General features: G+C 72.2%; 21 protein-coding genes. 9 read left to right on the top strand and 12 right to left on the bottom strand.

Features of this window, described 5'->3' with window-relative positions; translation table 11 throughout:
* Positions 1–4 precede the first annotated feature (4 nt).
* Positions 5–1,411 (top strand): ATP-binding protein, encoded by a 1,407-nt coding sequence (locus ACFFQA_RS03485; RefSeq protein WP_377850089.1) that lies wholly within the window; start codon positions 5–7, stop codon positions 1,409–1,411.
* Entirely contained in the window at positions 1,408–1,866 is a 459-nt protein-coding gene (locus ACFFQA_RS03480) for a hypothetical protein (protein WP_377850088.1), read from the top strand. The genes ACFFQA_RS03485 and ACFFQA_RS03480 overlap by 4 nt, the downstream gene beginning before the upstream one ends.
* Positions 1,867–1,878: 12 nt before the next feature.
* Here ACFFQA_RS03480 and ACFFQA_RS03475 read toward each other — a convergent pair whose 3' ends face one another.
* Positions 1,879–3,231, bottom strand: coding sequence for a replication-associated recombination protein A (locus ACFFQA_RS03475; RefSeq protein WP_377850087.1), 1,353 nt, complete (start codon positions 3,229–3,231; stop codon positions 1,879–1,881).
* A gap of 97 nt (positions 3,232–3,328) precedes the next feature.
* Here ACFFQA_RS03475 and ACFFQA_RS03470 point away from each other — a divergent pair, with 97 nt between their 5' ends.
* A complete protein-coding gene (locus tag ACFFQA_RS03470; protein ID WP_377850086.1) occupies positions 3,329–3,949 on the top strand; it encodes a uridine kinase family protein in 621 nt (206 codons plus the stop codon).
* 108 nt (positions 3,950–4,057) lie between these two features.
* A complete protein-coding gene (locus ACFFQA_RS03465; RefSeq protein WP_377850085.1) occupies positions 4,058–5,680 on the top strand; it encodes an alkaline phosphatase D family protein in 1,623 nt (540 codons plus the stop codon).
* Here the strand turns inward: ACFFQA_RS03465 and ACFFQA_RS03460 are convergent.
* The gene (locus ACFFQA_RS03460; RefSeq protein WP_377850084.1) at positions 5,650–7,188 is read right to left on the bottom strand and encodes an FAD-dependent monooxygenase; all 1,539 of its coding nucleotides are present in this window, start codon (positions 7,186–7,188) and stop codon (positions 5,650–5,652) included. The genes ACFFQA_RS03465 and ACFFQA_RS03460 overlap by 31 nt on opposite strands.
* A gap of 64 nt (positions 7,189–7,252) precedes the next feature.
* Between ACFFQA_RS03460 and ACFFQA_RS03455 the strand changes: the two genes are divergently transcribed.
* Positions 7,253–7,903, top strand: coding sequence for a TetR/AcrR family transcriptional regulator (locus ACFFQA_RS03455; protein WP_377850083.1), 651 nt, complete (start codon positions 7,253–7,255; stop codon positions 7,901–7,903).
* On the opposite strand, the gene ACFFQA_RS03450 is transcribed toward ACFFQA_RS03455, so the two are convergent.
* On the bottom strand, positions 7,864–8,760 hold the full coding sequence (locus ACFFQA_RS03450; protein ID WP_377850082.1) for a TetR/AcrR family transcriptional regulator C-terminal domain-containing protein: 897 nt from the start codon (positions 8,758–8,760) through the stop codon (positions 7,864–7,866). The two genes, ACFFQA_RS03455 and ACFFQA_RS03450, sit on opposite strands and share 40 nt — an antisense overlap.
* 103 nt (positions 8,761–8,863) lie before the next feature.
* Here ACFFQA_RS03450 and ACFFQA_RS03445 point away from each other — a divergent pair, with 103 nt between their 5' ends.
* Both ACFFQA_RS03445 and ACFFQA_RS03440 read left to right on the top strand, forming a co-directional pair.
* Complete coding sequence (locus ACFFQA_RS03445; RefSeq protein WP_377850081.1) at positions 8,864–9,418, top strand: GNAT family N-acetyltransferase; 555 nt, start codon at positions 8,864–8,866, stop codon at positions 9,416–9,418.
* 1 nt (position 9,419) lies between these two features.
* The gene (locus tag ACFFQA_RS03440; RefSeq protein ID WP_377850080.1) at positions 9,420–10,562 is read left to right on the top strand and encodes a C45 family autoproteolytic acyltransferase/hydrolase; all 1,143 of its coding nucleotides are present in this window, start codon (positions 9,420–9,422) and stop codon (positions 10,560–10,562) included.
* Here the strand turns inward: ACFFQA_RS03440 and ACFFQA_RS03435 are convergent.
* Complete coding sequence (locus ACFFQA_RS03435) at positions 10,559–11,653, bottom strand: pyridoxal-phosphate-dependent aminotransferase family protein (protein WP_377850079.1); 1,095 nt, start codon at positions 11,651–11,653, stop codon at positions 10,559–10,561. The genes ACFFQA_RS03440 and ACFFQA_RS03435 overlap by 4 nt on opposite strands.
* 471 nt (positions 11,654–12,124) lie before the next feature.
* Positions 12,125–12,337 carry a hypothetical protein gene (locus ACFFQA_RS03430; protein ID WP_377850078.1) on the bottom strand — a complete coding sequence of 71 codons (213 nt, stop codon included), beginning with the start codon at positions 12,335–12,337 and terminating at the stop codon, positions 12,125–12,127.
* A gap of 69 nt (positions 12,338–12,406) precedes the next feature.
* Between ACFFQA_RS03430 and ACFFQA_RS03425 the strand changes: the two genes are divergently transcribed.
* Positions 12,407–12,589: a hypothetical protein gene (locus tag ACFFQA_RS03425; RefSeq protein ID WP_377850077.1), complete on the top strand. Its 183-nt coding sequence runs from the start codon at positions 12,407–12,409 to the stop codon at positions 12,587–12,589.
* Here the strand turns inward: ACFFQA_RS03425 and ACFFQA_RS03420 are convergent.
* The 4 genes from ACFFQA_RS03420 to ACFFQA_RS03405 all read right to left on the bottom strand — a co-directional run bounded on the left by ACFFQA_RS03420 (position 12,586) and on the right by ACFFQA_RS03405 (position 18,246).
* Complete coding sequence (locus ACFFQA_RS03420) at positions 12,586–13,803, bottom strand: phosphotransferase family protein (RefSeq protein ID WP_377850076.1); 1,218 nt, start codon at positions 13,801–13,803, stop codon at positions 12,586–12,588. The two genes, ACFFQA_RS03425 and ACFFQA_RS03420, sit on opposite strands and share 4 nt — an antisense overlap.
* Positions 13,804–13,997: 194 nt before the next feature.
* Positions 13,998–14,951 carry a DUF389 domain-containing protein gene (locus tag ACFFQA_RS03415; RefSeq protein WP_377850075.1) on the bottom strand — a complete coding sequence of 318 codons (954 nt, stop codon included), beginning with the start codon at positions 14,949–14,951 and terminating at the stop codon, positions 13,998–14,000.
* A gap of 3 nt (positions 14,952–14,954) precedes the next feature.
* Positions 14,955–16,745 (bottom strand): aspartate--tRNA ligase, encoded by a 1,791-nt coding sequence (gene aspS, locus ACFFQA_RS03410; protein WP_377850074.1) that lies wholly within the window; start codon positions 16,743–16,745, stop codon positions 14,955–14,957.
* Positions 16,746–16,836: 91 nt separating this feature from the next.
* On the bottom strand, positions 16,837–18,246 hold the full coding sequence (locus ACFFQA_RS03405) for a threonine/serine exporter family protein (RefSeq protein ID WP_377850073.1): 1,410 nt from the start codon (positions 18,244–18,246) through the stop codon (positions 16,837–16,839).
* Positions 18,247–18,357: 111 nt separating this feature from the next.
* Between ACFFQA_RS03405 and ACFFQA_RS03400 the strand changes: the two genes are divergently transcribed.
* Positions 18,358–19,179 (top strand): class I SAM-dependent methyltransferase, encoded by an 822-nt coding sequence (locus ACFFQA_RS03400; RefSeq protein WP_377850072.1) that lies wholly within the window; start codon positions 18,358–18,360, stop codon positions 19,177–19,179.
* On the opposite strand, the gene ACFFQA_RS03395 is transcribed toward ACFFQA_RS03400, so the two are convergent.
* The 3 genes from ACFFQA_RS03395 to ACFFQA_RS03385 all read right to left on the bottom strand — a co-directional run bounded on the left by ACFFQA_RS03395 (position 19,154) and on the right by ACFFQA_RS03385 (position 23,906).
* Positions 19,154–20,698, bottom strand: a complete 1,545-nt coding sequence (locus ACFFQA_RS03395) for an AMP-binding protein (RefSeq protein ID WP_377850071.1) — start codon at positions 20,696–20,698, stop codon at positions 19,154–19,156. The two genes, ACFFQA_RS03400 and ACFFQA_RS03395, sit on opposite strands and share 26 nt — an antisense overlap.
* Positions 20,699–20,808: 110 nt before the next feature.
* A complete protein-coding gene (locus tag ACFFQA_RS03390; protein WP_377850070.1) occupies positions 20,809–21,963 on the bottom strand; it encodes an acyl-CoA dehydrogenase family protein in 1,155 nt (384 codons plus the stop codon).
* Positions 21,963–23,906, bottom strand: coding sequence for an acetyl/propionyl/methylcrotonyl-CoA carboxylase subunit alpha (locus ACFFQA_RS03385; protein ID WP_377850069.1), 1,944 nt, complete (start codon positions 23,904–23,906; stop codon positions 21,963–21,965). The genes ACFFQA_RS03390 and ACFFQA_RS03385 overlap by 1 nt, the downstream gene beginning before the upstream one ends.
* Between the last annotated feature and the right edge of the window lie 4 nt (positions 23,907–23,910).

Here is a 23,910-nt window from a genome sequence, read left to right as displayed (position 1 = left end):
GGCGGTGGGCAGGCGCTGGTCGTTCGGGCTGCGGCCGCGGTTGGTGGCCGCCTTCGCGGTGGTCGCGCTGGGCGCGGTGATCGCAACCACCGGCGCGAGCTACCTGTCGGCGCGCACCACCATCCTCCAGGGCGTGCAGGACCGGGCGATGGACACGCTGCGCACGCAGGTCAGCACGTTCGCGGCGACCGTGCCGCTGCCGCCGACCCAACGCGACCTTGACGCCTTCCAGCGCAGGCTGACCGGCTACGTCGCGGTGTTCTACCGGGACCTGCGCTCCACGTCCGGGCCGCCGACGGAGGAGCTGCCCGAGGAGTTCCGCACCGCGGTGCACAACAGCGACCGCGTGCTGTTCCAGCGGGGCATGTGGTTCGAGTCCGCGCCGTTCCTGATGGTCGGGATGACCGTGCGCACCCAGAACAGCGTCGGCGCCGTCGAACCGACCGGTCTGGAGGTCTACGCGCAGTTCGACCTGGCGCGCTCGCAGGCCGACATCTCCGAGCTGGCGCACTGGGCGTGGACCACCGGCGGGGTCGCGTTGCTGGTCGCGGTGGTGATCGCGTTGCTCGCCGCGCGCAGCGTGCTGCGTCCGGTGCGGGAGCTCAACGTCGCCGCGCGGCAGCTCGCCGACGGGCAGCTCACCACGCGGTTGCGGGTGCGCGGCGGCGACGAGCTGGCCAACCTGGCGAGCACCTTCAACTCCTCGGCGGCGCGGTTGCAGCACAACGTCGGTGAGCTGCGCAGGATGGAGGCGGACGCGCGGCGCTTCGTCGCCGACGTCTCGCACGAGCTGCGCACGCCGCTGACGGCGATGACGGCGGTGATCGAGATCCTGGAGCAGGAGACCGACCGGATGCCGCCGGACTCCGCGGTGGCCGCGCGGCTGGTCGCCGGGGAGACGCGCAAGCTCTCCCGCCTGGTCCAGGACCTGATGGAGATCTCGCGCTTCGACGCGGGCCGCGCCGACCTGGAGCTCGACGAGTGGGACGTGGCCACGGCGGTCCGGGACACCCTCGCCGCGCGCGGCTGGCAGGAGGAGGTGGCGGCCGAGCTGCCGGAGGGGCTGGTCGCGCGGCTGGACCGCAGGCGGCTGGACATCGTGCTGGCCAACCTGGTCGGCAACGCCCTGCGGCACGGCGCTCCCCCGGTCACCATGCGGCTGTGGCAGGAGGACGCGGGCGTGGTGATCGAGGTGACCGACGGCGGCGACGGGCTGCCGGAGTCGGTGCTGCCGCACGTGTTCGACCGCTTCTACAAGGCGGACTCGTCGCGGGCGCGCTCGGAGGGCAGCGGGCTCGGCCTGGCCATCGCGACGGAGAACGCGCGGCTGCACGGCGGGACGCTGGAGGCGGGCAACCAGCCGGGCGGCGGCGCGCGGTTCCTGCTGCGGCTGCCGGGGGTGCTGGCATGAGGCGCGCGGCGGTGCTGCTCCTGCTCGCCCTCCTCGCCGGGTGCGGGGTACGGCCGACGGACATCGTCCGCGCGGGTCCGGCGCCGATCCTGCCCGCCAACGGGGAGGGCGCGGTGCTGTACTTCCTCTCCGGCGAGCAGCTGCAGCCCGCGAGCCGGGCGACCGGTCAGCCGCTCGGGCCCGCCCAGGCGGTGGAGCTGCTGCTGGGCGGGCCGACCGAGGCCGAGCGGTCGGCGGGCCTGGTGACCAAGCTGCCGTTCACCTCGGGCAAGGCCACCCTGAACGGCACGACCCTGACCGTGCCGATCCCGGTGGTCGGGCTGCCCGAGGAGGCGGTGCAGCAGCTGGTGTGCACGGCCGTGCGGGCGCTCGCGCCGACCGGCGAGCGGTTCGGGCTGTTCCTGGCGGGGCCGACCCGCGCGCTCGGCTACCGCGAGTGCTCCGCGATGACCTGACCGCCCTCGCGCTCAGCCTTCGCGGGTCATCCGCCGCAGCTTGGGCAGCCGGTCGGCGAGCACGCGCTCGGCCCCGTGGTTGGTGGGGTTGTAGTAGTCCTTGCCGACGAGCTCGTCGGGGGCGTACTGCTGCGCCAGCACCCCACCGGGCGCGTCGTGCGGGTAGCGGTAGTCCTGCGCGTGGCCCAAGCGTTCCGCGCCCTTGTAGTGCCCGTCGCGCAGGTGCGGTGGGACCGGGCCGACCGCGCCCTTGCGGACGTCGCGCAACGCTTCGTCGATGCCCGCTATCACCGCGTTGGACTTCGGGGCGGTCGCGAGGTGGATCGTCGCTTGGGCCAGGGCCAACCGCCCCTCCGGCAGCCCGATCAGCTGCACCGCCTGCGCCGCGGCGACGGCCGCCTGCAACGCGGTGGGGTCGGCCATGCCGATGTCCTCGCTGGCGTGCACCACGAGGCGGCGGGCGATGAAGCGCGGGTCCTCGCCCGCCTCGATCATCCGCGCCAGGTAGTGCAGCGCGGCGTCGGGATCGGAGCCGCGGATGGACTTGATGAACGCGCTGATCACGTCGTAGTGCTGGTCGCCGTCGCGGTCGTAGCGCACCGCCGCCTTGTCCACAGTGGACTCCAGCGTGGCGAGGTCGATCTCGGCCGAGCCGGTGGAGCTGGCGGACTCCGCAGCGGCCTCCAGCGCGGTCAGCGCCCGCCGGGCGTCCCCGGCCGCGAGCCGCACCAGGTGGTCCTCCGCGTCCTTCGCGAGGACGGGCGACCCGCCGAGACCGCGCTCGTCCTCGACCGCCCTGCGCACGACGGCCCGCACGTCGTCGTCGGTCAGCGACCGCAGCTGGAGCACGAGCGACCGGGAGAGCAACGGGGAGACCACCGAGAAGAACGGGTTCTCCGTTGTGGCGGCGACGAGCAGCACGACCCGGTCCTCCACCGCGCCGAGCAGCGCGTCCTGTTGCGTCTTGGAGAACCGGTGCACCTCGTCGATGAACAGCACCGTGGACTCGGCGGCCCGGCCGAGGCGGCGACGGGCCTCCTCGATGACCGCCCGCACCTCCTTCACCCCCGCCGACAACGCGGAGAGCGCGACGAACCGCCGTCCGGTGGCGCGGGAGACCAGGGTCGCCAGCGTGGTCTTGCCGGTGCCGGGCGGGCCGTAGAGCAACACCGACGCGGGAGCGGCGCCCTCGACCAGCCTGCGCAGCGGTGCCCCCGGCCCGAGCAGGTGCTGCTGCCCCACCACCTCGTCCAGCGACCTCGGCCGCATCCGCACGGCGAGGGGCGCGTTCGCGGCGATCTGTTCCTCGGCCTTCTCGGCCACCTCCTGACCGAAGAGTCCGCCGTCGAAGAGTGCGTCGTCCACGCGTGCGACGCTACCCGTCACCCCTGACACCGCCCGCCGGGGAGCAGCCGGGACGGCGGTACCCAGAGACCTCGGCGACATGCGAGACTTGTTCCCCGTGTCCTCACCCTCCCTTCGCGCGCGCGTCGTGTTGCTGGCCGGTCCGTCCGGCTCCGGGAAGTCCACCCTCGCCGCCCATCTGGGCTGGCCCGTGCTGCGGCTGGACGACTTCTACCGCGAGGGCAGCGACCCGCTGCTCCCCCGCGACGCCGGTGGGGCCGTGGACTGGGACCACCCGCGGGCGTGGAACGCCGATGGCGCGGTCGCCGCGATCACCGAGCTGGCCGAGTCGGGCAGCGTGCGGGCGCCGGTCTACGACATCGGCAACGACTGCCGCTCCGGCGAGCGCACCGTGGCGGTGGCGGACTCGCCGCTGTTCATCGCCGAGGGCCTGTTCGCCGACCGGGTCGTCGACAGCTGCCGCGAGGCCGGGGTGCTCGCCGACGCGCTCGTGCTGACGCCGTCGGCGTCGCTGACCGCCGCACGGCGGTTCGTGCGCGACGTCTCCGAGGCGCGCAAGCCGGTCCCGGTGCTGCTGCGCCGGGGTTTCCGGCTGTGGCGGGAGCAGCCGCAGGTGGTGCGGCGGTGCGTGGACGCGGGGATGCGGCGCAGCAAGCCGAACGCCGCGCGGCAGGAGCTGACCGCGTTGGTGACGCGCGAACCGGTACGGCTCGGCTGACCACATCGCGGGTGGGACCACCACTCGCGGGAGAGCCGACGCGAACAGCTGACGAATAACTGATCGGCGGGCTTCCGCTCGCGGCACGGTTGCCCCAGGGTCAGAAACATGAATCTTCCTCTGGATCGGCGGACCCTGCTGCGCGCGACGGGCGCCGCGGTCGGCACGGCCACCCTCACCGCGCTGCCCGCGACCGCCACCGCCACGCGCACCGCCCACGAGGTCTTCCAGCACGGCGTGGCCTCGGGTGACCCGTTGCCCACCACGGTGCTGTTGTGGACCCGCGTGACCCCGACCCCGGAGTCGTTACCCGGCTCCGGGGCCGGACCCGACGTCAACGTGCGCTGGGAGGTCGCGACGGACGCGGCGTTCGCCCAGGTGGTCACCAGTGGCACGGTCGCGACCGGGCCGGGGCGCGACCACACGGTCAAGGTCGACGCGACCGGATTGTCCCCGGCGAGCACCTACCACTACCGGTTCTCGCTCAACGGAGCCGTTTCCGACGCCGGGACCACCAGGACCGCGCCCACGGCGAACGCGGACGTGAGCCACCTGCGCTTCGGCGTGGTGTCCTGCGCCAACTGGCAGGCGGGGCACTTCGCCGCCTACCGCCACCTCGCCGAGCGCGGCGACCTGGACCTGGTCGTGCACCTCGGCGACTACCTCTACGAGTACGGGCCCGGCGAGTTCCCGGTCGGCTACGCCGTCCGCCCGCACGTCCCGCCACGCGAGGCGCTCACCCTGGCGGACTACCGGCAGCGGCACGCCCAGTACAAGACCGACCCGCACCTGCGCCGGTTGCACGCCGCGGCGCCGTGGGTGATCACGTGGGACGACCACGAGGTCGCCAACGACACCTGGTCCGGCGGAGCGGGCAACCACGACCCGAAGACCGAGGGCGACTGGGCGACCCGCCGCGCCGCCGCCCGCCGCGCGTACTTCGAGTGGATGCCCGTCCGCAACACCGGCGACCGGCTCTACCGCAGGCTGCGCTTCGGCAACCTCGTCGACCTCGCCATGTTGGACCTGCGTTCCCACCGGTCCAAGCAGGTGAAGGTGTTATCCGGTGAGGTTGACGACCCGAACCGGTCTGTGGCGGGCGCGGAGCAGCTGACCTGGCTGGTCGACGGCCTGGTCTCCTCGACGGCGCGGTGGAAGCTGGTCGGCAACCCGGTCATGATCACGCCGACGCTCATCCCGCCGCTGCCGTCGACCATCCTGGGGCCGCTGCTGTCGCTGCTGGGGCTGCCCTCGGAGGGCGGGACGGTGTTCACCGACCAGTGGGACGGCTACACCGCCGACCGCCGCAAGGTGCTGAAAGCCTTGGCGCAGAACAAGGTCACCAACACCGTGTTCCTCACCGGCGACGTGCACTCGTCGTGGGCGTGCGACGTCCCCGCCGACGCCGGGCTCTACCCGGTGAGCCCTTCGCTGGCCACCGAGCTGGTGTGCCCGTCGGTCACCTCCGACAACATCGACGACGTCCTCCACGTGCCGCCGCGCACCGCCGCCGTGGTCGCGGAGAAGGCGTTGTGCGGGCTCAACCGGCACATCAAGTGGGTCGAGTACGACTCGCACGGAGCGGCCGTGCTGGACGTGACGCCGTCGGCGGTGCGGATGGACTGGTACTTCCTGGCCGACCGCACCGACCCGGACAGCGCCGCGCACCACGCGAAGTCCTTCCGGGTCCGCAACGGCACTCAGCGCGTCGAGGAGGTCAGCACCGCGTGAGGCCGGGAGGGAGGCGGTGTCCCCAGCCAGGAGGACAGCGCCTCCCTCAGCCCGTCGGGCGCACCGTCCGACGACGCCCACGCGACATGGCCGTCCGGCCGCACGAAGAGCCCGGTGAGCTCCGGACGGCGCACGGCCTTCGCCGTCACGACGCGCACCCGGTCACCCCATTCCCCTGCCACAGCTCGGAGTTCCGCCGAGTCGGCGAGGTCGAACACCACCGCCTTCCCGTCCACGCCGTGCGCCGCGACGGTGCTGTCGTCGCTGAGGCCGAGGTCCGGCACGGCGAGGCCCAGCAGCTCGTGCCCGTCGCCGAGGTCATAGCGGTGCAGGACACCGGAGAGCTTCTTCAGCAGGTACGTCGTGCCGTCCCGGGTGGCCAGCAGGTCGGCCATCACCCCGGCGAGCGCATTGGTGCGGAAGTCGTTGCGCATCAAGGCGATCTGCGCCCGAGTCCACTCCAGCACCCAGGCGCCGATCGGGTGGCGCTCGGTGGTGTAGGTGTCGAGCAGCCCCTCGGGAGCCCAGCCGTTGACCGTCGCGGCGAGCTTCCACCCGAGGTTCATCGCGTCGCCGATGCCGAGGTTGAGCCCCTGCCCGCCGAACGGCGAGTGCACGTGCGCCGCGTCGCCCGCGAGCAGCACCCGACCGCGCCGGTAGGTGCTCACCTGCCTGGCGTTGTCGGTGAACCGGGTCGCCGTCTGGACACTGTGGACGGTGACGTCGACGCCGGAGGTGCGGCGCAGGCTGCCCTCGATCTCGGCGGCGGTGATCGGCGCGTCCCGGTCGGCAGGCGGCCCGTCGTACTCCACGGTGAGCACCCGCCCGGGAATCGGTCCGTGCACGTAGATGCCAGTGCCAGTGCGGTTCCACCCGGGCTTGAGCTCCTCGGCCCCGGACATCTCCACCATCGCCTGCCGCCCGGTGACAGCCGGGTCGGTTCCCGGGAAGTCGAACCCGCACTGCTTGCGCACGGTGCTGCGGCCGCCGTCGCAGCCGACCAGCCAGCTCGCGCGCACGCGCTCTCCCGCGAAGCGCACGGTCACCCCATCGTCGTCGGCGTCGAACCCGGTCACCTCGACCCCGCGCCGCACGTCGGCACCGAGCTCCGCCGCGCGCTGCCCCAGGATCTCCTCGATCGCCTGCTGCGCCACCACGGCCGCCCCGGCCAGCGGCGCGGTCGACTCGAAGGCGGGCTCGTCGAGGTCGGCCACGTCCATTGAGAGCATGATCCCGGCGAAGTGGCCGGCGATCCGGCTCGACGGCATCCGCGCCAGGTGCGGCATGGCCCCGGCGAGCCGGGCGCGGTGCCGCTCCTGGAGCTCGCCGAGCAGGCCGCGCCGGTGGAACGCGCCGCCGCTGGCCAGGTTGATCGCGCCCGCCTTGATGGTCGGGTCGATCTCGGTCAGCCGCTCCAGCACCAGCACGCGCACCCCGGCCAGCCGCAGCTCGCAGGCCAGCATCAGGCCGACCGGCCCGGCTCCGGACACCACCACGTCGTAGCTCATGGGCCCGATCCTGACGGCAAAAGTTATACCGAGTCAATCTTAATGTCCGGTATAAGATTTTCCCATGACCAAGCAAGGGTTGCGCGAGCTGAAGAAGCAGGAGACTCGCAAGCACATCTCCGACGTGGCGACCGGGCTGTTCATGGCGCGGGGCTTCGACAACGTCACGGTCGCGGAGGTCGCCGAGGCGGCCAAGGTCTCCAAGATGACGGTGTTCAACTACTTCCCCCGCAAGGAGGACCTGTTCCTGGACCGGCACGCCGACCGCGTCGCCGACCTGGAGCGGGCCATCACCCAGCGGCAGCCGGGGGAGTCGGTCGCGGCGGCGCTGCGGCGCCAGCAGCAGGAGCTGCTCGCCGCGAACCACCCGCTCTCCGGCGCCTTCGAGGGCGTGATCGTGTTCTGGCGGGTGCTGCGGGCCAGCCCGGCGCTGGTGAGCCGGATGCACGAGCAGGGCGCGGAGATCCGCGCGGCGCTGGTCAAGGCGCTGGACCCGGACTCGGCCGATCCGCTGCGGACCTGGCTGGTCGCCGCGCAGGTCGCCGCGACGGTCATCTCGATCTTCGAGGTCGCCGTGGACCAGATGCTCGACGGCGTCCCGGTCGCCGAGGTCCGGCGCCGCCAGGTGCGCGTCATCGACGACGCCTTCGACCTGCTGGAGAAGGGGATCGGCGACTACGGCGCGCGGAGCCTGGACTCGATTCCGGACAGGTGACGCGTCAGGGCGTGCTCGAACAGCACGTCCAGGTTGTCACCGGGGACACCGCGCATCGCCGCCAGGCAGGGGAACCTGCCGGAGGCGAACAGGGCGTGCACCTCCGCCTGCTGGGCCAGCCACCACTGGGCCGAGGTCAGGCCGCTCTCCCGGACGGCGGTCAGCTCCGCCGCGCGGGACAGGGCGAGACCGCGCACGAAAGCGGGCAGCGTCAACGCTTCGCGGTTCTGCTCCTCCGACGACAGACCCAGGCCCCGCAACGCCTGGAGCGTCCACTCGGTGTGGATCATCGCCTCGGGGATGAGCAGCGGGCGGGTCACGGAGATCAGCTCCGCCAGCCACGGGTGCGCGCGGTAGAGCGACCACTGCAACCGGCACACGGCGCTGAGGCGCTCCCGCCACGTCGGCGGCGGCGGGTCGGGCAGCGGACGGGTGCGGAAGACCTGGCGCAGCATCAGGTGCACGAGCTCGTCCTTGCCCGCGATGTGCCGGTACAGCGACATCGGGCCGACCGCCAACTCGGCGGCGAGCCTGCGCATGGACACCGCGTCGAGCCCCTCGGCGTCGGCGACGCGGATGGCGGTCGTGGTGATGCGGAACCGGGTCAGCGTCTGGTCCGCGGGCGGTGACCGGCGCGGCTTCGGACTCGTCGCGCGCACAACGGTTCCCGCGCCCGGATGTGCCTCGACCAGGCCCTCCTGCCTGAGCAGGTCGAGCGCCTTGGCGGCGGTGGCCATGGCAACGCCCCACTCGCGCGTCACCGCCCTGGTCGACGGAACGCGGTCGCCGGGGCGCAGCTCACCGGCCTCGATGCGGCTCCTGATCTCGGCGGCGATGCGCCGGTACGGCGGGGTCACTCGGCGAGTGTACTAGTACACCTTGCCTGGTCGACCTGGGACTTTGCCACTGAACACCGTGGTTTCGTTGCACTTTCTCGACCCGCTTCCGCACAGTTGCCCCATGACGTCGATACAGCGTACGCAGAACGCGACCGGGATCCTCTGCGATGCCTTCGTCGAGGATCCGGTCGTGCGGTGGCTGTTCCCCGGCCCGGAGCAGGCACGGCGGAGCTCCGCGGCGTTCGTGTTCGCCCCCCTGGCTGAGGAGTCGGCCGCCGCGGGAGAGCTGGCGGTGCTCGACGAGGGGGCCGCCGCGGTCTGGCTTCCGGTCGAGGCTGGCGGAGTGAGCACGCCGGGGCCGGAGGTCGAGCTGCCGGAGCGGCTGCGGGTGCTCGTGGAAGCGTTGACGCGCAGCCACCCCACCGGAGAAGACCACCTGTACCTGGCGTTTCTCGGTGTGGCTCAAGGAAAGCAGGGCCAAGGGCTCGGCAGCAGGCTGCTCGCGGAGCGGCTGGGGCGGGCCGACGCCGAAGGCGTGCCGGTGTACCTGGAGGCCAGCTCGGCGCGGAACGTTCCGCTGTACGAGCGCCACGGGTTCCGGCTGACCGGAGAAGTGATCACGTTGCCCGACGGGCCCTCGATCCGGCCGATGTGGCGAAACAGCAAGGAGAACTGAGATGGGTGTGCGCAACGAGACCGTCGCGGGCAGCGACGCGGACTTCATGGTCGTCCGCGAGCTGACCGTCGACGGCGACCAGGTGGAGATCGGCCGCGTGCTCGCGCGGGAGGCGGCACGGGCGTACGGCTGGCGCCCGGAGCCCGCGGACCGGGAGAAGGCGCGAGCGCGGCGGCTGTGGTTCGAGCGGAACTGGCCGCAGCACCACGAGCGGATGCGCGGCGCGGCTTCCGCGCTGGGACTGGACTTCGAGGCCGATGAGTACTATGTGGACGGTCTGACCGGTGTGCCTGGCGGCTCCGGCTGCTCAGCCACGTACTGCCCGCCGGGCCTCACCGAGGAGCGACGGGGGCTGCTCGGGCGCAACTACGACTTCTTCACCACCAGCGCGGCCGACCTGTTCGCGTTGCTGAGCGGCGGCGAGGCGAAGGGCGGTCAGCCGCCGATGGCCTCCCGGCCGTACGTGGTGCGCAGCAGGCCCACCACCGGCCCGGCAACCACCGTGATCACCATGGACACCCTGGACGGGTGCATGGACGGCGTGAACGAGCACGGGCTCGCCGTGGTGCTGCTGATCGCCGACGCGGAGAACGCCGGCGAGCCGGTCGCGGCGGGACCGCAGGTCGGGCTCTCCAGCATCCAGCTGCCGCGCTTCCTCCTGGACACCTGCGCCACGGTGGCCGAGGCCAAGGCGGCGCTGCTGGACGCCAAGCAGTACGACCTGGGCACCCCGCTGCACTACCTGGTCGCCGACGCGAGCGGGGACTGCTTCGTGTGGGAGCGCGGCGCGGGCGGCGACGAGCACATCACCGCCGGCGACGGCGGCGCGCTGTGCGTCACCAACCACCTGCTGAACCGGCATCCCGACCCGGAGGACCTGCCGGCCGACAACGCCGAGACGATGCGGACCTACGAGCGCTACCGCAAGCTCAGCCACAGCACCAAGGCCGCCATGTCCGGACCGGGAGTGCGTGCGGCGCTCGACGACGTCTCCTACGCCCCGGACACCGACCCGCACTACCCGATCAGAACCCTGTGGCGCTCGGTGTTCGACCTCGGTGAGCGCAGCGTGGCCACGCGGTTCTACCTCGGCGACACCGACGCTGGACCGCGCTACTCCGACGAGCTCGTCTTCACCTGCTAGAGCACCTTGCGCAATGCCCCGAGCAGCAGCTCGACCCGGTCCATGCGGGCGTTGTGGCCCATGAGCCCGATCCGCCACACGGTCGCGGCGAACTCCTTGGCCCCCGCGCCGATCTCGACGCCGAACTCCTCCAGCAGGCGCTTGCGCACCGCGGCGGAGTCCACGCCGTCGGGCACCCAGACCGAGGTCAGCTGGGGCAGCCGGTGTCCCTCGGCGGCGAACAGCTTGAGGCCCATGTCCTCAAGGCCGTCCTGAAGTGCTGTTCCGACGAGGCGGTGCCGCTCGAAGACCTCGGGCAGCCCCTCCTCCAGCACGCGGCCGAGCCCGGCGTGCAGCGAGGCGATCATCGCCACCGGCGCGGTGTGGTGGTAGGTCCGGCCACCACCCGCGCCCCCGCTGACGTAGTCCCCGATCAGGCCGAGGTCGAGGTACCAGGTCGGCGGGTGCGGAACCCGCCGCGCCCACGCCCGCTCGGAGACGGTGAACGGCGCGAGCCCGGGGGCGACGCCGACGCACTTCTGCGTCCCGGAGTAGGCGATGTCCACTCCCCACTCGTCGACCAGCACGGGCGACCCGGCGAGCGAGGTCACGCAGTCGGCGATCACCAGCACGCGCTCGTCCCGAGCGCGGACCGCGGCGGCCAGCGCCCCGATGTCACTGCGCACGCCGGTCGAGGTCTCCGCGTGCACGGCGGCGACCAGGCGCGGCGACGGGTGCGCGTCGAGAACCCGCTGCACGTCGACGGGCTGCCCCCACTCGTGGTCCACCCGCACGACCTCGGCGCCGTAGCGCCCGGCGACATCGCACATCCGCTCACCGAACAGGCCGTTGACCGCGATCACCGCGACGTCGCCCCTGCGGACGGTGTTGGCGAAAGCGGCCTCCATGCCGATGGACCCGGTTCCCGACAGCGGCAGCGTCCGCCGGTTCGCCGTGCCCCAGACCGTGCGCAGCCGCGCGCAGGTCTCGTCGAGCACCCTCAGGAACTCGGGATCCAGGTGCCCCAGCAACGGCGCGCCCAAGGCGAGCGTCGCCTCCGGGTACGGGTTGGACGGACCGGGTCCCAGCAACACGCGATCGAGCAGAGCCATGCCGAGCACCCTAACCACGCCAGCGCCATCGCGCGGACCTGATCTGCCGCCTGAGTGGAACTCCGCCCACCCCCGCTCCCGGGCTTGCCGCCCCTCCACGCGGTCCCCGATCCTGGAATCGGGGGGTCCCCGGCGCGGGCGAAAGCCACCCTCGCACGGCGGTGCACTGATCGGCACGCGCTCCGAGGGGCCCTGCCAGTCCGGACGTGGGACCTGACCGGAGCCCACGTGGGCGGCGCGAGGCCCGGAGGCGAAGCCGCATCGGCGGGGTGACGAGACGAGAAGACCGGGAAGACACCGATCCGGCCAGCCCCCACGAGGACCTGCCAGTCGCGGTCGCGGAGCTGCGCCGCCCCATCTCGGGGTAACGGCCCGGCCGCGCCATCAGCTCCTCGTGCGTGCCACGCTGCGCTGCCGTCGATCACCAGGACCTGGTTCACACCGACCACTGTGGACAGTCGATGCCCCGCGTCAGCCTGGCGACGGCGTCCTGGTAGGCCGCCTCGCCTCCGGATCGGTGAACGCGGTCACCTCGGCCAGCACGGCAACGGGCGCGTCGGAGAGGCGCACCCCCGCGATGGCGATGCGCTGCCGGAGCGCCCCTTCGCCAACCTGGTTGTCGTAGCCGTCCTGGAGCCCGCCGACGATCAGGCCGTGGGCCGCGGCCGTAGATGACGTCCCCATCGGTGGCGGCCGGACAGCTGTAGATCGTCACCGAACCCGACAGCGCGTGGCACCTCGACAGCCTCGTCGATGATCTCCCGCACCGGCCCGAGGACGACGACCCGCCTGGCGGTGCCGGGGTGGTGCGGCGCGCCGAACCACTCCCGCCACCCCCCACCTCGGCGGCGGACCGGCCAGCCCTCCAGCCCGTCGCGCACCGCGACGTCGATCACCTGCTCCGAGGTGATCGACGGCAGCCCGGCGGAAATCTAGCGGAAAGCGGGGTACAGCGGCAGCCGCTCGGCCTCCGCGCCGAAGCGCGCCACGATCGCCTCCGACACCGACTTGGCGTGCTCGGCGACCGCGATCCGGCCGCAGGCCACCGCGTCGATGTGCAGGCGGCGCCACCGGTCGGCGAGCGCGGCGCTGCGGCACGGCGAGATCATGTTCGGGTCGATCGGACGGTCCTGCTCGGTGGTGCGCGGCAGCAGCCACCACGTGGACAGCCACACCCACAGCACCTGGGCGTCCAGCAGCCTCGGCAGCAGCACCGCGTCGTTGTCCAGGTCCGGCCACACCACGCTGACCTCGGCGCGCCACGCCGCCAGCATCGCCTCGGTCATGCCGGGCGGCAGCGAGAACGAGCACCAGCAGGACGGGAACGGCACCCGCAGGTAGGCCGCGTCCAGCGCGATGTCGCGCATGCAGCCCCACTCGAAGTCCAGGAACCGCACGCCCTTGCTGGTGACCAGGTTGTTGTCCGGGCACACGTCCGAGGGGCTGAACGCCCGGTACCGGGTGCCCTCCAACAGGTGGGCGGTGCCGCTCGCGTGCGCCTCGGCGTCCGGGTTCCGTTGCACCCCAAGGGCTTCGGCCAGCAGCTCTGGCAGCTCGGCGAAGGCGACCCGCGCCTCCTGGGCGATCGGGTCCTTCCACGAACGTTCGCCAAGGCGCCGCATCAAGGCGTCGAAGTCCGCTTCGCGGCCCGCCGTGGTGGCGTGCAGCCTGCCCAGCGCGCGGGCCCAGGCCAGCAGCGAGCTCTCCGCGGCGCGCGGGTCGTCGGCGAGCAGCTTGTCCGCCAGCGTCGGCGCGCGGCCGAGGTCCTCCATGACGAGGACGCGCTCGGCCACGCCGTGCGCCATCAGCTCGGGGCTGACCCGCTCCGGCGCGGACAGCGCGGTGAACAGTTGACTGCTCGCGGCCTCGTGCGCGAAGGGATCGGGTCTGGTGGACCCGGCCCGCTCGCGGTCGTGCTCCCGGTAGTGCTTGACCACCATGGTTCTCGGCAGCGAGAACGGCGTCTCCGCGACGCGCACCCGGAGCACGACCGACCGGTCGCTGCCCCCGAGGTCCTCGTCGGCGTCGAGCCGGACGGGCGCGCCGAAGCGGCGGCTCAGCACCGACTCGGCCGCGGCCACCGTGGTCGCCGCCTCGGTGTCCGCGACATCGTGCGCGGCCGCCAGGCCGGTGGTGATGTCCACGCTCATCGTCACCGAACCTACCCCTGCCACTCAGTACGTTCCGACATGATCTGGTTACACTCCGGCAAACGCGCACCACCGTCGAGCGACACGGCCACGGTGATACCTCCTGGGATCGCTACCCAAACATCTCAAGGATGACGTTTCCGCATCGTCTCGTCACTCGGGCAACGGGTGACGAGGTGACGACGTTCCGATGATCACCCGGCTGCCAGCGGGCGACGGTGCTCGCCGCCCTGGCCGGACCTGCTCTGCCTGTACCGAAACCACAACACCAGCGTCGCCGCGACCACGATGCCCACGAGGTTGACCGCGAGCTGCGCCGTGGACGACAACGCCTTGTCCCAGTTGCCGAGGACGGCGGCGACCGCCGCGTACCCCGCGGCGGGCACGGTGGTGACCGAGATGAACACCCCGACCAGCGCGGCGGACTTCGCCGACGTCAGAGCGAGCATCCCGGCCGCGCCCGCCAGCAGCGCGACGATCAACGAGAACGGTCCCACCTGGTAGACGAAATCCACCTGGTGCTTGGCGCCATTGAACACTTCACGGTCGAACAATCCACCCATTTCGCCCAACGCCGAGGCGCCCGCGGTCACCAGCATGGCGAGCGGGAAACCCACGCCGACGGCGAGCGCGGCCCTGCGGACGAGATCCCACCGCCGACGGACCAGGCCCACCGCGACCGCGGCGAGCGGGCCGAACTCGGGGCCGACGACCATCGCGCCGACGATCGTGACCGGCGAGTCGGTGACCACGCCGACCGCGGCCAGCAGGCACGCGATGACCATGAAGGACTGGAAGGTGACGTTGAGCCGGGACTCCTCACCGGAGCGGGAGATCAGCTCGTCCCACACCACCGCGTCCGCCCCGTCACCGGGTGCTCGGGCCTCCGCGCGGTCGGCGGCGTCCGACAGCGCGGTGTCGATGGTCTCCATCGTGATCGCGCCGTCGTGGTCGAGCCGCAACGCGCACAGCTGGGCGAGCACGTCGTCGGCGGCCTCCCGCGCCACGTCGGCCTCGACGACGTCGCCGGCCGGGTCCAGCCCGGCACCGGGCAACAACACCAGGTGGGTCGCGCCCTGCTCCGCGCGGAGCACACCGAGGACGGCCTCGGTGCGCTCCGGCGGGCAGACGATCCGGAGATGGAGCACGGGTCAGCCGCCCGCGCCCTCCTTGGCCTCGACGGGCTTGGGCTTGAAGTCCACCCCCGCCTCCTTGCGCTGCAACGCCGTGATCGGCGCGGGCGCGGAGGTCAGCGGGTCGAAACCGCCACCGGACTTGGGGAAGGCGATGACGTCGCGCAGCGAGTCGGCCCCGGCCAGCAGCATGCAGATGCGGTCCCAGCCGTAGGCGATGCCGCCGTGCGGGGGCGCGCCGTACTTGAAGGCGTCGAGCAGGAAGCCGAACTTCTCCTGCGACTCCTCCTCGGTCAGGCCCATCACCTCGAACACGCGCTTCTGCACGTCGGCGCGGTGGATACGAATCGAGCCGCCACCGATCTCGTTGCCGTTGCAGACCATGTCGTAGGCGTAGGCCTTGGCCGCGCCCGGGTCCTGCTCGAAGGTGTCGATGCAGTCCGGGGTCGGCGAGGTGAACGCGTGGTGCAGCGCGGTCCACTTGCCGGAGCCCACCGCGACGTCGTCGCTGTCGGCGGCGGACTCGAACAGCGGGAAGTCCACCACCCAGGCGAAGGCCCACGCGTCCGGGTCGATCAGGCCGCAGCGGTGCGCGATCTCCACCCGGGCCGCGCCGAGCAGGGCGCGGGCGTCGCCGGGCTGACCGGCTGCGAAGAAGATGCAGTCACCGGCGGAGGCGCCAGCGGCCTTGGCAAGGCCCTCGCGCTCGGCCTCGCTGAGGTTCTTGGCGATCGGGCCGCCGAGCGTGCCGTCCTCGGTCACCAGCACGTAGGCCAGGCCCTTGGCGCCGCGCTGCTTGGCCCACTCCTGCCACGCGTCCAGCTTCTTGCGCGGCTGGCTCGCGCCGCCCGGCATGACCACGCAGCCGACGTAGGGCGCCTGGAAGACCCGGAACGGGGTGTCGGCGAAGTACTCGGTCAGCTCGGTGAGCTCGACGTCGAAGCGCAGGTCCGGCTTGTCGCTGCCGTAGCGCGCCATGGCGTCGGCGTAGCTGATCCGCGGGACGGGCAGCGGGATCTCGTGGTCGGCGAGCTCCTTCCACAGCGCGGAGATCACGCTCTCGCCCAGCGCGATGACGTCGTCCTGGTCGACGAAGCTCATCTCGATGTCGAGCTGGGTGAACTCCGGCTGCCGGTCGGCGCGGAAGTCCTCGTCCCGGTAGCAGCGGGCGATCTGGTAGTACCGCTCCATGCCGCCGACCATCAGCAGCTGCTTGAACAGCTGCGGCGACTGGGGCAGCGCGTACCAGGAGCCGGGCTGCAACCGCGCGGGCACCAGGAAGTCGCGCGCGCCCTCGGGGGTGGAGCGGGTCAGCGTCGGGGTCTCGATCTCCACGAACTTGTTGTCGTGCAACACGTTTCTGGCGATGCGGTTGACCTCGCTGCGCATCCGCAGCGCGCGGGCCGGGCCGGAGCGGCGCAGGTCCAGGTAGCGGTGCCGCAGCCGGACCTCCTCGCCCGCCTCGACGTGGTCGTCGAGCGGGAAGGGCAGCGGCGCGGACTCGCTGAGCACCTCCAGGTCGCTGGTGGTGATCTCGATGGCGCCGGTGGGGATCTCGGTGTTCTCGTTGCCCTCGGGGCGGACCTCGACGGTGCCGACGATCCGCAGGCAGAACTCGGCGCGCAGCCGGTGCGCGCGCGTCGCCATCTCGCCCTCGCGGAAGACCACCTGCACGACGCCCGAGGCGTCCCGCAGATCGATGAAGATCACCCCGCCGTGATCGCGACGCCGCGCCACCCAGCCGGTGAGGGTGACGGTCTGGCCTGCATGCTCGGCGCGGAGACTTCCGGCCTCGTGCGTGCGCATCACGGGAGTGCTTCTCCTTGGTCAGGTGCTAGAGCCCGTCAAGGCTAGCTGGCCACGTCCGGGCAGCTCCGCCGGGTCACTCCCCGCGACGGGCCTACCGCAGGGGACCGCTGAAGCGCGGACCGGCGAGCTTGCGCTCCAGCCTGCTCAGCCCGGTGCGCACCGGCTGCGCCAGGTACTCGCCGAGCACCACGCCCGCGGCCAGCGCCAGCCCGATGCCCAGCGCCAGGAACAGCGCCTGCATCCCGCCGGGCACGTCCTGCTCCACGGTCAGCTTGAACAGCGCCTGGTAGGTGGTGAGGCCGGGCAGCAGCGGGGTGATGCCGGAGACCGCGATGGCCAGCGGCGTCACCTTCAGCCGCCGGGAGACCACGCCGCCGGTGAAACCGACGAGCGCGGCGGCGCCCGCGGAGGCGATGATCACGTCGACGCCCAGCAGCACCAGCGCGCCGTAGCTGGCCATGCCCGCGGCCCCGGCGAGCCCGGCCAGGAACAGCGTGCGCAGGGTGGCGTAGCTGGCCAGCGCGAAGCAGAACGAGGTGGCCGCGCCCGCCGCGATCATGGCGGGCAGGTGGGCGAGCACCGGCGGGATCGGCTCGCCCACGGTGAGCGGGGAGCCGATGGCCACGCCGAGCTTGAGCACCAGCACCACGCCGATGATCAGCCCCACGGTCATCAGGGTGATCTCCATGGCCCGCCCGGCCGCGGTGACGTTGTAGCCGGTGATCGCGTCCTGCACGGCGCCGACCAGCGACAGCCCGGACAGCAGCACCACGATGCCCGCCGCGATCACCAGCGAGGGCCGCACCGCGCCGAGGCTGTCCTGCAGCGCGTTCACCCCCAGCGCGATCCCGGTGGCCAGGGCGCCGCCGATCACCTGCTGGAAGAAGAACGGCAGCGCGATCCGGTTGACCAGCCGCCCGATCCGGTCGATCACCGCGGTGGTCAGCGCGGCGATCGCGGTCAGCAGCAGCCCGCCGCCGAGCAGCACCGCCACCGCGGCCGCCATCCCGGACCAGGCGAGGGTGGCCGCCCAGCGCGGGTACGGGTGCGGCGCGGAGCTGAGCTCGTCCAGCACCACCCTGGCCTGCTCGGTGGTCAGCTCACCCCTGGTGATCCGGCGGACCAGCCGCTCCACCCCGGCGAGGCGGGTGTAGTCCATGCTGCGCGAGCGGACCACGCGGGTCGCGGTGACCGGGGCGGCGGTGTAGCCCCGGTGGCAGCAGATGGTGATCGACGTGAAGATCACGTCGACCTCGCAGCTGGGCATGCCGAGCGCGCCGGTGACCGCGAGCATCGTCGAGGTGACGTCGGCGGCGCCCGCCCCGCTGGCCATCTGCAGTTCGCCGATGCGCAGGGCGAGGTCGAGCACCTGGTGCACCGACGCGTCGTCGGGGATCTCGGGGCCGTGGAGCATGCTCGGCATGATCGCCGCTCGCTCCAGCTCGCGCCGGTCGGCGGAGTCCCCGCGCAGAACCCGAAGCGCCCGAAAGGACAGACCCACCACTACCCCCACCGCATAGTCACGTCATGAAGGGCATCGACGGGCGGGCGCGGCGCGTTGCACGGCCCGATCATTGCGCTCGTCACACCGCCGCCGGGTAGAGAGGGAGACATGGCGACCTCAGCGCAGGAAGCGTTTCTGAAGGCGTTTCACGCCAACCACCCGGCAGCGACGTCGGAGGCTTTCGGCGACGGGCGAACACCGGACAACCGGTCCAGCTACCAGGTTCTCGCCTCCCGGGTCGCAGGCGCCGGACGCGTGCTCGACCTCGGCTGCGGGGACGGCGCGCTGCTGGAGCTGCTCGCGGCCACCGGGAGGGAGCTCACCGGGATCGACATCTCTCCCGACTCGCTCGCCCTGGCGCGGCGGCGACCGGCACTGGCCGAGGCCAGGTTGCTGGAGGGCCGCGCGCAGGAGCTTCCCTTCGCCGACAACAGTTTCGACGCGTGCGTCTCGCACATGGCGCTGATGCTGATGGGCGAGATCGAGCGGGTCGCCACGGAGATCGCCAGGGTGCTCGTCCCCGGTGGCACGCTCGCTTGCGCGGTCGGCGGCGGGGCCGCGGGCGGCGAGGGCTACCAGGTGTTCCTGGACCTGCTCCGGCCGCTGGTCGAGTCGGCCCCGGCGGAGCACCGCATCCCGCCGATGGGCGACCGGCGGACCCGCACGCGCGAGGGGCTCGACGAGATCCTCGGCCCGGCCGGGTTCGGGCCGGCCACCTGGGAGACGGTGGTGGTCGACCTGAGCGCCCCGGTCGAGCGCGTGTGGTCGAGCGTGTCCTGTCTCTACGACGTGCCGCCGCTCGGCGTCGAGACGGTCGCGTCGCTGCGCGAGCGGTTCGTCGCCGAGGCCGCCGCGATCACGCGCCCGGACGGCACGGTTCCCTGCGGGCTGAGGGTGCACGTGGCTACCGCTTCCGCAGCTCCCTCCTGAGGATCTTGCCGGACAGCGCGCGGGGAACGGCGTCGATGAACTCGACCAGCCGCACCTTCTTGTACGGCGCCACGCGGTCGGCGACGAAGGCCATCACCTCCTCGGCGTCGAGATCGGCTCCGGGGGCGCGCACCACGAACGCCTTCGGCACCTCGGCTCCGTCGACGTAGACGCCGATCACCGCCGCGTCGGCCACGCGCGGGTCGGAGAGCAGCACGGCCTCCAGCTCGGCGGGCGCGACCTGGTAGCCCTTGTACTTGATCAGCTCCTTGACCCGGTCGACGATGTACCAGTAGCCGTCACCGTCCACTGTGGCCACATCGCCGGTGTGCAGCCAGCCGTCGGCGTCCACGGTCGCGTCGGTCTCCTCGGGACGGCCGAGGTAGCCGAGCATCACCTGCGGCCCGCGCACCCACAGCTCACCCACCTCGCCGACACCGAGGTCCGCACCGGTCACCGGGTCGACCACCCTGGCCTCGGTGCGCGAGACCAGCCTGCCGACGCAGCCGGGCGGCTGGTCCCGGTCCTCGTCGGAGATCAGGTGCGACACCGGTGACAGCTCGGTCATGCCGTACCCCTGCAGCACCCGCGCCCCGAGCCGCCGCGCGCACGCGTTCGCCAGGTCCTCGTCCAGCGGCGCGGCCGCGCACAGGATCTCCCGGACGCTGGAGGTGTCGTAGCCGTCCACGTCGGGGTGCTTGGCCAGTGCCAGCACGATCGGCGGCACCGCGAAGACCCGGGTGATCCGGTGCTCCTGGATCGCGCCGAGGAACCTCGCCAGGTCGAAGCTGGGCAGCACCACCAGCGTGCTGCCCTTGCGCAGGTAGTTGAGCATGATGGTGATGCCGAAGATGTGGAAGAACGGCAGCACCGCGAGCACCCGCTCGCCCTGCCCGTCGTCGTGCCACGCCGCCCCGGACTGGTTGAGGTTGGTCGCGACGTTGTGGTGGCTGAGCATCACGCCCTTGGGATGGCCGGTGGTGCCGCTGGAGTAGGGCAGGGCGAACAGGTCCCGCCGCAGGTCGAACTCGATCTCCGGCGCCGCGTCGCCCGGCAGCTCCAGCACACTGCGGTGACCATCCGCGGTGTCGCAGACCAGGACCTCCTCGATCCCGCTCCGCTCCGCGGCCTGGGTCGCCACGGGCAGCAGCATCGAGACGGTGACCAGCCAGCGGGCCCCGGAGTCGCGCACCTGCTTGACGATGTCGTCCACAGTGGACAGGACGTTGAGCGTGGTGACGACGAGCCCGGCCCGGCTCGCGGCGAGGAACACCACGGGGTAGGCGATGGTGTTGGGGCTGTGCAGGGCGATCACGTCCCCCTTGCGCAGCCCGGCCGCGGCGAACCCGGCGGCCGTGCGTTCGACGGCGCGCACCAGCTCGGCGTAGCCGATCGTCCGCCCGGTCAGCCCGTCGACGAGGGCGGGGTGCTCGCCTCGCCCTGCCGCCTCGGCGAGCACCGTCGCGTGCACGGGGGCATCGGCGAGCGGAACATCGGGATGAGCACTGACAAACACCATCGTCCCTACTCCTCTTCTCTCGCCCCCTGCGGCACCTTCCGTGCCATTCGCGGGCTTATGGACCCATCGGAGCGCTCGAACACGTCCATAAGCCCGCGAATGGCCCTGTCTCAGTACGACTTCGGCAGTCCCAGGCTGTGCTGTGCGACGAAGTTGAGGATCATCTCGCGGCTGATCGGCGCGATCCGGGCCACGCGCGCCGCCGCCCACAACGTGCCGACGCCGTACTCCGTCGCCATCCCGTTGCCGCCGTGGGTCTGCACGGCGGTGTCCACCGCGCCGATCACCGCTTCGCCCGCCGCGTACTTCGCCATGTTGGCCGCCTCCGCCGCGCTCGCGTCATCGCAGTCGTAGGCCCACGCCGCGCGCTGCACCGCCAACCGCGCCAGCTCAAGCTCCATGTGCGCTTTGGCCAACGGGTGCGCGATGGCCTGGTGGGTGCCGATCGGATCGCCCCACACGCTCCGGGTCCGCGCGTACTCGTTGGCCCTGCCCAACGCGTAACGGCCGATGCCGGTGGCGTAGGCGGCCACGGTGATCCGTTCCGGGTTGAGCCCGGCGAACAACGCGGTCAGCCCGGCGTCCTCACCACCGACCAGCGCGTCGGCCGGCAGCTTCACGTCGTCGAAGAACACCGTGTACTGGCGCTCCGGTGCGGTGATCTCCATCTGGATCTCGTGCCGCTCGTAGCCCGGGGCGTCGGTCGGCACGATGAACATGGCGGGCCGCAGCTTGCCGGTCCTGGCGTCCTCAAGGCGCGCGACCACGAGCGTCGCGTCGGTCTCGTCGACGCCGGAGATGTAGTACTTGCGCCCGCTGAGCCGCCAGCCGTCGCCGTCCGGCCGCGCCGTCGTGCTGATGTGGTGCGCGTTGGAGCCCGCGTCGGGTTCGGTGATCGCGAAGGACATCTTCGTCGAACCGTCGGCGAACCCGGGCAGCCAGGTCTTGCGCTGCTCCTCCGTGCCCGACTTGGCGATCACCGTCGCGGCGATCGCAGGCGAGACCACGATCAGCAGCAGCGGGCAGCCGCCAGCGGCCAGCTCCTCGCACACGATGGCCAGCTCGGTGATGCCGCCCCCGCCGCCGCCGTAGGACTCGGGAACGGCGACGCCGAGGTAGCCGAGCTGGCCCGCCTCACGCCACAGCTCGTCGGTGCGCTCACCGCGCTTGGACTTCTCCACCCAGTAGGCGTGGCCGTACTTGGCGGCCAGCGCGCCGACCGCGTCGCGCAGCGCCCGTTGTTCGTCGGTCTCCCGGAAATCCACTACTCCGTCTCCTCAACGCTCACCACGGCCAGCACGGCTCCAGCGTCCACCTGGTCGCCCACCTTGACCTCGATCGCTTCGACGACTCCTGCCCCCGGTGACCGCACCGAGTGCCGCATCTTCATGGCTTCGAGCACCACCAGCTCCGCGCCCGCCTCGACGCGGCCACCCACCTCGGCCACCAGTTCCACCACGGTCGCCGGCATCGGCGCGAGCAGGGAGCCCTCCGCGACGGACTCCCCCGGCTCGGTGAAGCGCGGCAGCCTGCGCAGCGCCACCGGCCCCAGATCGGAGTCGACGAAAACCCGGTCGCCGTGGACCGCGACCTCGAAGACCCGTCGCACACCGGCGATGTCGAAAGTAACCCGGTTCTCTTCGGTGTCAACCAGAACCACGTCCTCGTCGGCGACCAGCCGACCGCGGTCCAGGCGATATGCGACCTCGTGCTCGCCATGCGATCCGGCGAACTTCTTCCGCTGCGGCTGCGAGGGCAGGTTCCGCCATCCGGAGGGAATCCCGCGCTGCGCCGGGCGATCCGCCGAGGTCTCCGCGAGTGCGGCGGCCAACGCGGCAAGTCGCTCCGTGCGATCGTCACCCAGCCGCCCCATCACCCGTTCGGTTTCGAGGAACGAGGTGTCGATTTCCCCTGCTAGAAATTTCTTATGGCGCAACACATTCACCAGCAGATCCCGGTTCGTCACCGGCCCGTGCAGCCGCGCCCCGGCCAGTGCCGAGGCGAGCCGCCTGGCCGCGGCGACCCGCGTGGGCGCCCACGCGATCACCTTCGCCAGCATCGGGTCGTAGTGCGTGCCGATGACCGACCCGTCCACCACGCCCGAGTCCAGCCGCAGCCCGTGCTCGGCCGAGCCCACAGCGAACTCAGTGTCCACACTGGACAAGTCGAACCGGTGCAACGGCCCGCTCCCCGGCCGCCAGTCCTCGGCCGGGTCCTCCGCGTAGAGCCGCACCTCGATCGCGTGGCCCCGCGCCGCGGGCGGCTCGGCGGGCAGCCGCGCACCCTCGGCGATCTCCAGCTGCGCCCGCACCAGGTCCACGCCGGTGACGCACTCGGTGACCGGGTGCTCCACCTGGAGCCGGGTGTTGGTCTCCAGGAACGCGAAGTCCCCCTTGGGCGACAACATGAACTCGACCGTGCCCGCGCCGACGTAGTCGATGGCGCGCGCCGCGGCGACGGCGGCCGAGCACATCGCGGCGCGCAGCTCGTCGTCCACGGCGGGCGAGGGCGCCTCCTCGACGACCTTCTGGTAGCGGCGCTGGATCGAGCACTCCCGCTCCCCGAGCGCCCACACGGTGCCGTGCTGGTCGGCGAGCACCTGGACCTCGATGTGCCTGCCCCGCTCCAGGTACGGCTCGCAGAACACGGTGTCGTCGCCGAACGCGCTGCCCGCCTCGGCACGCGCGGACCGCACGGCCGCGTCCAGGTCGGCGAGCTCGCGCACGATCCGCATGCCCCGGCCACCGCCACCGGCGGAGGCCTTCACCAGCACGGGCAGGTCCTCGGCGGTGACCTCGCCGGGCTCCAGCTCGGGCAGCACCGGGACCCCGGCCTCGGCCATCAGCCGCTTGGCCGCGACCTTCGACCCCATCGCGTCGATGGCAGACGGTGGCGGCCCCACCCAGGTCAGCCCGGCGGCCAGGACCGCGCGCGCGAACTCCGCGTTCTCCGACAGGAAGCCGTACCCGGGGTGCACCGCGTCCGCGCCCGCGGTGCGCGCCGCCTCGATCAGCAGCTCGCCGCGCAGGTAGGTCTCGGCGGGGGTGGCCCCGGGCAGCCGCACCGCGACATCGGCCTCCCGCACGTGCGGGGAGTCGGCGTCGGGGTCGGAGAACACCGCGACCGTGCGGATGCCAAGCGCCCGGCAGGTCGTGATCACCCGGCGGGCGATCTCACCCCGGTTGGCGATCAGCAGACTGGAGATCACTGTC

Origin of the sequence: Allokutzneria oryzae (assembly GCF_042429765.1) — a bacterium.
Classification (GTDB): Bacteria; Actinomycetota; Actinomycetes; order Mycobacteriales; family Pseudonocardiaceae; genus Allokutzneria; species Allokutzneria oryzae.
This window is presented reverse-complemented; position numbering and strand designations above follow the sequence as displayed.

Coding starts and splice junctions, on each gene's coding strand:
- ACFFQA_RS03480 (WP_377850088.1), top strand. CDS start 1,408: ATGAGGCGCGCGGCGGTGCTGCTCCTGCTCGCCCTCCTCGCCGGGTGC.
- ACFFQA_RS03465 (WP_377850085.1), top strand. CDS start 4,058: ATGAATCTTCCTCTGGATCGGCGGACCCTGCTGCGCGCGACGGGCGCC.
- ACFFQA_RS03460 (WP_377850084.1), bottom strand. CDS start 7,188: ATGAGCTACGACGTGGTGGTGTCCGGAGCCGGGCCGGTCGGCCTGATG.
- ACFFQA_RS03455 (WP_377850083.1), top strand. CDS start 7,253: ATGACCAAGCAAGGGTTGCGCGAGCTGAAGAAGCAGGAGACTCGCAAG.
- ACFFQA_RS03445 (WP_377850081.1), top strand. CDS start 8,864: ATGACGTCGATACAGCGTACGCAGAACGCGACCGGGATCCTCTGCGAT.
- ACFFQA_RS03440 (WP_377850080.1), top strand. CDS start 9,420: ATGGGTGTGCGCAACGAGACCGTCGCGGGCAGCGACGCGGACTTCATG.
- ACFFQA_RS03435 (WP_377850079.1), bottom strand. CDS start 11,653: ATGGCTCTGCTCGATCGCGTGTTGCTGGGACCCGGTCCGTCCAACCCG.
- ACFFQA_RS03430 (WP_377850078.1), bottom strand. CDS start 12,337: ATGGGGACGTCATCTACGGCCGCGGCCCACGGCCTGATCGTCGGCGGG.
- ACFFQA_RS03425 (WP_377850077.1), top strand. CDS start 12,407: ATGATCTCCCGCACCGGCCCGAGGACGACGACCCGCCTGGCGGTGCCG.
- ACFFQA_RS03420 (WP_377850076.1), bottom strand. CDS start 13,803: ATGAGCGTGGACATCACCACCGGCCTGGCGGCCGCGCACGATGTCGCG.
- ACFFQA_RS03400 (WP_377850072.1), top strand. CDS start 18,358: ATGGCGACCTCAGCGCAGGAAGCGTTTCTGAAGGCGTTTCACGCCAAC.
- ACFFQA_RS03395 (WP_377850071.1), bottom strand. CDS start 20,698: ATGGTGTTTGTCAGTGCTCATCCCGATGTTCCGCTCGCCGATGCCCCC.